Below are 8,143 nucleotides of genomic sequence, written 5' to 3'. Positions count from 1 at the left end.
AAAATGCCTCAAGCAACTGGCAAAACTCTTCGCTTCTTCAACCGCTTGCCGACAAAACAAACGGAGGAAAAAACCTAATAATTGGATGAGATTACAGCAAGTTAGGGAATGGAGGGCTTAAAGTTGATGCGTATAGGGTGGGCAAATCAGTGCCCCTCACCGCAGCGGCATGGCTGACGAAATGGCAGCGATGGCAAACAGCAATACCGGCATCATCGTGCTGGGTGTGGATGACAAAACCAAAACCGTCAGCGGTATCCCACTCGACAAAATAGATGCAGTGGAAACATGGTTGCGGGAAATTGCCAACGACCAGATTACCCCTCCCTTGCTTTGCCGGATACGCAAACTGCCCGCGAAAACCCCGGATGGTGACGAAACCGCGCTTGTGCGGGTTGATATTCCCCGCAGCCTGTTTGTACACCAAAGTCCCGGCGGTTATCTGTACCGCATCGGCAGTTCCAAACGGCAAATGACGCCCGACGCACTCGCCCGTCTGTTCCAGCAGCGCAGTCAGGCAAGGATTATCCGTTACGATGAGCAAGCTGTCCCGCAGGCGACGCTGGATGACCTGAAAGCACCGCTATGGCGACGTTTCCGCTCACCGCTTTCACCCAAAGATGACCGCGAATTCCTCTCCAAACTGAAACTCATCACCTGCGACGAAGATGGCAACTGGTCTCCCACCGTCAGTGGTGTGCTGATGGCGACGGAACGCCCGGCAGACTTCATTACCAATGCCTACATTCAGGCCGTGGTGTACCGTGGCACGGAACGCAATGCCGCCTACCAACTGGACGCCAAGGATATTCATGGCTCGCTGGATGAACAAATCCGTGATGCCTGCAAATTCGTCGAACGCAATACGCGGGTGTATGCGGTGAAAAAACCCAACCGCATTGAAACGCCGCAGTTCTCCCTCAATGCCGTGTTTGAGGCGGTGGTGAACGCGGTTGCCCATCGGGATTATTCCATTTACGGCTCGAAAATCCGCCTGCACCTGTTCGCCGACCGTCTGGAACTGTTTTCGCCGGGAGCAATCCCCAACACCATGACAGTGGATAGCCTGCCCGAACGGCAATCGGCACGGAATGAACTGCTGTGTTCCTTGCTGGCGAAATGTCCGATGAATGTGGACGCGATTGGTTCGCAGCGCAATTTCATCATGGACAAGCGCGGCGAAGGTGTACCGATTATCCTGTCAGAAAGTGAACAGTTGGCGGGCAAACGTCCGGTTTACCGGCTGATTGATGATGCGGAACTGTTGCTGACGATTTTTGCTGCGCCATCGCCTCATGGGGATTAGGCAGCACTGTTTTAATCAACTTCCTTACAACACCGCCCTGTTCTTGTCGGTGATAGTGGTGTAAAGAGCCTCCATCACCCCAATAAACGAGTTGTCCCGCTCCCAGAATGCGGGGTAATCCCCACCTTTTTTGACCAATACCGCCGGGGTTGCCGCTTTGCCGCTGGCATTGACCAATGGCAAGGGGGCTGATCCCTGCCAGAACGCTTTCAGGCCAGTGGCTGCCAAGGGTTGCCGGGGTGGGTCAGGATAGCGGTGGGAATGGTATTCAAGTGCTTGCCCACCCGCCCCGCGCTGCTCCAACAAGGCTTTGCCCAAGGGGGATGCCGCCAGCTTTTCCTGTAACCTGACAGTATCCATCCCGCGTAGCTGGAACAGCAGCAGCGGGTCGCGGTCAAGCAACGAGGCCAGCTTGTAATAAACACCTGCCACATGCTTGCAGGGCGAGGCATAATCGGGGCATGAACACTGGCTAATCAGGTCAGTGCTGCGTTGGGGTAACAGGTGCAGGTTTTGTTGGGCAAACACGTTTTCAATCGCCGAGGGCATTTCATTCAGCAGCAATTGTGACAAACACGCCGCATTCTGGCTGATAGCGTCAATCAGCTTGTCCCAGTCTTGGGCGGAAAAGGGTTTCAGCTTTACCTCAACCTGATAACGGGGTTCTTTGTAAACCCCAAAATACGGGTTGACGTTGCCGCGTACCGTGGCCTTGGCAACCGGGCCGACAATGACGAACGTGAGTAGCCGGTTGGGGCCGGAATACGCCCTGCCGCGCCCCAGCCGCCCGCTGTCCATACTGATGGCAAGCACGTTGAGGAATTTCTCCCCCCACCAAGTACGGGTGAGTTTAGCCATGTTTAAGCCTCCATAATGGTGCTGCGGTTTAACTGGATGAGCTGCCGGAAAGCGGCATTGTCCATTTCGGTCAGCCAGTTCTCATCCGTGCCGATAATGCTGTTTGCCAGTGCCTGTTTGTCTTCGAGCATTTTGTCGATGCGTTCTTCCAGTGTGCCCAGTGTCACCATTTTATGGGCAAACACCGTCTTTTGCTGACCGATACGGTAAGCACGGTCAGTGGCCTGGTTTTCAACCGCCGGATTCCACCAGCGGTCAAAATGGAACACATGGTTGGCCCGTGTCAGGGTGATACCGACACCCCCGGCTTTCAGGGACAGGATGAAGATGCCCGCCGGGGTGTCGGGGTCTTGAAAACTCCCGATCATCTGTTCGCGGCGTTGGCGGCTGGTGCCACCGTGCAGGTAATAGACAGGGCAGGTATGTTTCTCACGCAACAGTTTTTCCAGTTGGCTACCGACTTCTGTAAATTGGGTAAAGAGCAGCAAGCTGTCGGCTTCATCCAGTGCTTCCTCGACCATTTCACTCAGGCGGGCCAGCTTGTGTGAACGGGTTTCCGTGAAGGCACTGCCATCCTGCAAGAACTGGGCGGGATGGTTGCAAATCTGCTTCAGTTTCATCAGCGTTGACAGGATCAAGCCTTTACGCTGGATGCCCTCGGCATCCTCAAGCTGTTGCTGCACATCATCCACCACCGCCTGATACAGCGAAGCCTGTTCCTTGGTCAGGTTGCAGTAGACCTTTTGTTCAACCTTATCAGGCAGGTCATCAATAATCGACTTGTCGGTTTTCAGGCGGCGCAAAATGAACGGCTGGATCAGGCGCTGTAATTGGCTGGAACGCTGCGTGTCGCCTTCGCGCTGGATCGGGGTTTCATACGCCCGTTTGAACTGGGTGGCGTTGCCCAGGTAGCCGGGGTTGAGGAAGTGGAACAACGACCACATGTCCATCAGGCGGTTTTCTATCGGTGTCCCGGTCATGGCAATGCGGTGCGGGGCATCCAGTGCGTAAATGGCCTTGGCTTGGGCAGACTTGGGATTTTTGATGTTTTGGGCTTCATCCACCACGATACGCTGCCAGTGTTGCTGCTTGAGCAAGGCACTGTCCTTGCGGGCGATGGTGAAGGAGGTGATCACCACGTCATGGGCGGCAGCGCCTTCCTTGAAAGGTTTCGGCTTGTCAGCGCGGTCACTGCCATGATGGATCAGGCTGCGCAGTTGCGGGGCAAACTTTTCCATTTCCTTTTGCCAGTTGCTCAACACCGATGTGGGCGCAATCAGCAAGGTGGGCGGCAAGTTTGCCTGCTGTTCGGGGGGTAGCTGGTTGCGTTCGTGTAGCAATAGCGCGATGACCTGAATGGTTTTACCCAGACCCATGTCGTCCGCCAGACAAGGGTTAAGCCCCAAGGCTTCCTGTGCCGCCAGCCATGACAAGCCCTGTTTTTGGTAAGCCCTTAACTGGCCTTGCAAACCGGCGGGGTTATCCAGCAGTTCAATGCCACGTTGCTGTTGCAGGCGTTCCAGCAGGTCGTCCAATACCTCATCAAAGACAAATTCGGTGGTATGGTCATCGGCTTCAGCGATCTGTTTGAGCAGGTCACTGATTGATGCTGCACCGCGATCCTGTTCCTGTTGTTGCCACAAGGCCAACAGTTGTTCCATCTGGGCGCTGTCCAGCTCCATCCACTCACCCCGGAACTGCACCAGCGGGGTTTTGGCATTCACCAGTGCTTGCCATTCCTGCGCCGTGACGGTTTCACCACCGACGGACAGCTCGTACTGGTATTGCACCAGCGAAGGCAGGGAGAAGTAACCCGTGCCGCTGTCCTTGGCCTGTGAAGGTGCTGACTTGCCGGAGGCTTTGATGCGGATACGCGCCCGCTTGCGGCCTTGCGGTGTCCACCAGCTTGGCAAGGCAATCTTGAACCCGGCAGATTCCAGCACAGCGGCATCGTTTTTCAGGAATTCGTAGGCGGTCTGCAAGTCAAGGCTCAAGCCAGTGGGCTGGGGGGATTCCATGCCTTGCCACAGCAGAGGGCACATCCGTGCTGCGTGTCCCATGCTGACCAGCAGGTTACGCTCAAACTGCGGGCCAAACTGTTGCTGCCATTGTTTTTGCTTGGCACTGGATAAGGCCCACCACTCGGACAGTTCCATTTTCAGGGAAGGGTCGTGGCTGGACTCGACAAAGAAACCCAGCCACCAATCTGCATTCGCACTGTTGTCTGCTGGATGTAAACGCAAGCCCAGCACAAAACCGGCATCCTGTGTTTGACCCACGATACCGCGTTGCCAAGCGTACCATTGCTGCCACTGTTCAGCCGTCAGACCGCTATCAGTACCCAACATTTTGCGGATGCCGCTAACGGTATAGCCTGCTGCGTCCAGTAACCAGCTATCCCCCAGTTGTTGCAATACCTGTTTGGTGATGCTGGTGCTTGCCACCAGCTCCTCCAGTTGCTGTTCGGAAAAATGCCGGAGCAATGCCACCGCTTCCCAACCAGACGGTTGGTTGGGAGGGGTTGCCTGTTTGGGGGCTTGGCTACTGACCGTTGTGCAAATACCGGGCATGGCAGCAGCAAACTCCTGTAGGCCACGTTCATACAGGCTGCCTACCGGCGACCACCCGGTATCAATGCTTAAACGCGCCTTTTTGCCCGCAGGCTGGTGGCATTTCATCACCGGCAAGAATTGGTGTTGGCGGATTACATTGCGCAACTGCTGGGCGTATTGCATCCAGAACAGCAAATCACTGCCCAAGCGAAAACCGGGCTGTTTCGTGCTGGCAATAAACTGTAATTCGCGCAGGAACAGCAACGGTTTGCCGATGGCCTTGCCGTTGATAGCCCAAGTCTGCCAAGTGTATTCATCCGGTGGGTATTCACCTGTCAGTTGCGCCATTTCCATGCTGGGCAAGGGCTGCCCTTCATGAGTGGGTAAAGTGGCATGGAACGTGGCGGGTTTTGGCTGGAGAGCCAGCAAGGTGGCCTTATTGAGGGCTAAAGCCGAGGTCAGGAAATCTCCCAAAGCAGTGTCTTTGGACAGGTGGTTAGGGTGAATGCCTTCTTTGATTTTGCTGCTGGGTTGAGCGGGTGTCTCAACCCAGAAAATGAACTGACCGTGATTGTTGAAATCAGCATCGCTGGCGGGAACCCATGTTCCATGACAAACATCCATAAACTACCTTGTTCTCCATAATCTCATGATGGTTTTCACACGCCAAACCTACGCCGCCAGCCAAGTCTAGCACAGGGCAGGGGTTAGCTGATGTTTAGGGGCTTTGTTGATTTAAATCCAGTCAAGCGTAAATTATCATGGCTATAATCCACGTATATCTCCAAGTGATGAATGGCTTGTCATGCAGTCAGCACACCTCCCCATTGTGTTATTGCTGGGTGCAAAAAGTACCCTCAAGCCGCTTGCGTCCATCCCCGCCGAACTCAGCACCCTCAAAGCCCTGTTGGAGTCGCGGCAGGCGGATATTGTCCCGTTTGCCATCCAGTACGAACCGTATTTCACTCAGGAACAACTCAAAACCACGCTCGACCAACTCGCCGGGCGGGTTGCCATCCTGCACTTTGCTGGGCATAGCGATGGCGGTGCATTGCTGTCTGATGACGAAGCGGTCTACGCCCAGCACCTTGCCACCCACATCGGTACGTGGTCGCGCCCGCCTGACCTGATCTTCCTCAACGGTTGTCACAATGCCGCACAGGTGGAAAGCTTCCATGCAGCGGGTGTGCCAGTGGTGATTGCCACCCACCGCGCCATTGATGACGGGCAGGCGGCAGGTTTTGCGCGGGAATTCTACGCCGCACTGCTGGCGGAGGGCGGGCAAGTGGCGTTGCAGGCAGCTTTCACGCGAGCAGGTTCCAAGGTGCTGCTGTCCGAAGCGCGGCAGGCGCGTTCGCTGGACATCGAGGACTTACGCCAAGATAACGGACAAAGCTGGGACTGGGGTTTGTTCCCGCGCCAGCCGCAACAAGCCGAGTGGACATTACGCCAGTTGCTGACGCAGGAACGCCCGCGTTTCGATGCCAACGGCGTGCTGCTCAACCCCTACCGGGGGCTGGAAGCGTTCCGCGAGGAAGACCGTGCGTATTTCTTCGGGCGCGAAGCCCTAACCGGCGAACTGTGCGACAAAATTCCCGCCACCCGCCTGTTTGCGCTGTGGGGCGCGAGTGGCAGCGGCAAATCCTCGCTGGTCAGTGCCGGGGTGATCCCGCGTTTGCGCGAGACCGGCGACTGGCTGATCCTCAAGACCCGCCCCGGCAATGCACCATTCGGCGAACTCGCCAGCCTGTTTGCCGCCATCCTCCACCCCGCCCCGCAGCAGGCGGTGGAACGGCTGCAACGGCGCAAGTCACTGGAAAGCGCGTTCCGTGAACAGCAACTCAGCTTGGCGGAATTGCTGCAAGACGTGTGGGGCAGCAGCGGGCAAACACGGGTGCTGCTGTGCATCGATCAGTTCGAGGAATTGTTCACCCATTCCGACCCCGCCACCGTGCGGGCGTATGAAAGCCAGTTGATCCGGTTGGTGGAAGCCGACCTCAAGGGCTGCACCCTGCTGCTGGTGATGCGGGCGGATTTCCTCGCCGCCGCGCTGGCAAACGAAGCCTTCACCCGCCTGCTCAACCAGCACAGCACCGAATTGCTGCCACCGATGGGGTCAGCGGAACTGCGTGCCGCCATCGAACAGCCTGCCCGCAAGCAGCGCGTCAGCGTCGAGCCAGCCCTCACCGAAGCCCTGCTGGATGCGGTTGAAAACCAGCCCGGCAGCTTGCCGCTGCTGCAATACGTCCTCAGTCTGCTGTGGGAACAGCGCGACGGCGACGGTCTGCGGCTCGACACCTACAACCAGTTTGGTGGGCTGGAAAAGGCACTCGAAATCCGCGCCAACAGCATCCTTGCCGGATTCTCTGACCCCGAACAGGAACAAGCCAAGCACATCTTTCTGCGCCTGATCCAGCCGGGCGAAGGCAGCGAAGACACCCGTCGCCGTGCCGACCTGCGCGAATTTGGCGACGACCCCGCCGCCCGCCACATCATCCAGGCACTGGCAGACGCCCGCCTGATCACCACCCAGCAAACCGACGGCAACGAAGCCGCCTTCGCCGAAGTCTCGCACGAAGCCCTGATCCGCCACTGGGGCAAACTGCGCGAGTGGATCGCCGACAACCGTGATGCGCTGCGCACCCAGCACCAGATCAGCAAGGGCGCGAAGGATTGGGCGGATGGGGGGCGGGATGCCGCGTGGTTGCTGACGGGATCGCGGTTGGCGGTGGCGCAGGAGTGGTTGAAGGGGAATGTGGGGCGGGCGTCGGAACTGGAGGCGGCGTTTATTGATACCAGCATTCATGAACGGGATCGGCAGACGCTGGAGAAAGAACGAGTACGTAAGCGGAACCGGAATACTTTGTTAGGTTTTATTGCCGTATTGGTTATTGTGCTGTTGGCTACGATATTTTTCGCAGTTCAAGCTGACAAACAAAGCAAACGGGCAATGCAACAGGTCATAAATGCTAATGTTCAGAACTTGCTCACAAAAGCTCACACGATCGTTCAAGATCAGAATGAACACAATGGTTATGCTGACCGTGCATTATTGCTGAGTCTGCAAGCAGTACAGATGGATAAGACTAAAAAAAACACATCAGACATTTATAACACTATGAGTCACTTTTTAAATAAGGTAAGTACAAATTTTTTTCCTTACCAAATTTCAACGTATAAGGTTTTTGTGGGAGATAATTGCTGGATATTCCATCCAGATGGGCGACTTACTGTTTGGGATATGGAAACGGGGGGTGTTGCAAAAACATATGAGCTTCCAGTCCTAATTAACCATCGTCCTACAAATCATTTATTTTCTACCGAAGTAGAACGGCTAGTAACACTTGATGGCGAGAGAAACACGCTACTCTTTTGGAATAGCCAAGGCAAGCCGCTGAGCGAGAAACCTGTTCCCACTGGGCAAGAG

4 protein-coding genes are annotated in these 8,143 nt (G+C 55.9%); 2 read left to right on the top strand and 2 right to left on the bottom strand.

Annotation, left to right across the window (positions count from 1 at the left end):
* Nucleotides 1–169: 169 nt before the first annotated feature.
* Nucleotides 170–1,306, top strand: coding sequence for an ATP-binding protein (locus BLV87_RS16315; RefSeq protein WP_093070395.1), 1,137 nt, complete (start codon nucleotides 170–172; stop codon nucleotides 1,304–1,306).
* Nucleotides 1,307–1,330: 24 nt separating this feature from the next.
* On the opposite strand, the gene BLV87_RS16310 is transcribed toward BLV87_RS16315, so the two are convergent.
* Together BLV87_RS16310 and BLV87_RS16305 are read right to left on the bottom strand one after the other, a co-directional pair.
* Nucleotides 1,331–2,164 (bottom strand): SWIM zinc finger family protein, encoded by an 834-nt coding sequence (locus tag BLV87_RS16310; RefSeq protein ID WP_093070393.1) that lies wholly within the window; start codon nucleotides 2,162–2,164, stop codon nucleotides 1,331–1,333.
* A 2-nt stretch (nucleotides 2,165–2,166) separates the two neighbouring features.
* Nucleotides 2,167–5,340, bottom strand: coding sequence for a DEAD/DEAH box helicase (locus tag BLV87_RS16305; RefSeq protein WP_093070391.1), 3,174 nt, complete (start codon nucleotides 5,338–5,340; stop codon nucleotides 2,167–2,169).
* Between the two features lie 181 nt (nucleotides 5,341–5,521).
* On the opposite strand from BLV87_RS16305, the gene BLV87_RS16300 reads away from it, so the two are divergent.
* Nucleotides 5,522–8,143: nSTAND1 domain-containing NTPase (locus BLV87_RS16300; RefSeq protein ID WP_139282211.1), on the top strand; the 2,622-nt coding region annotated here is incomplete at its 3' end.

Source organism: Thiothrix caldifontis, from assembly GCF_900107695.1.
Lineage (GTDB): Bacteria > Pseudomonadota > Gammaproteobacteria > Thiotrichales > Thiotrichaceae > Thiothrix > Thiothrix caldifontis.
Note: the sequence above shows the minus strand (reverse complement) of the source record. Positions and strands in the feature narration are given on the sequence as shown.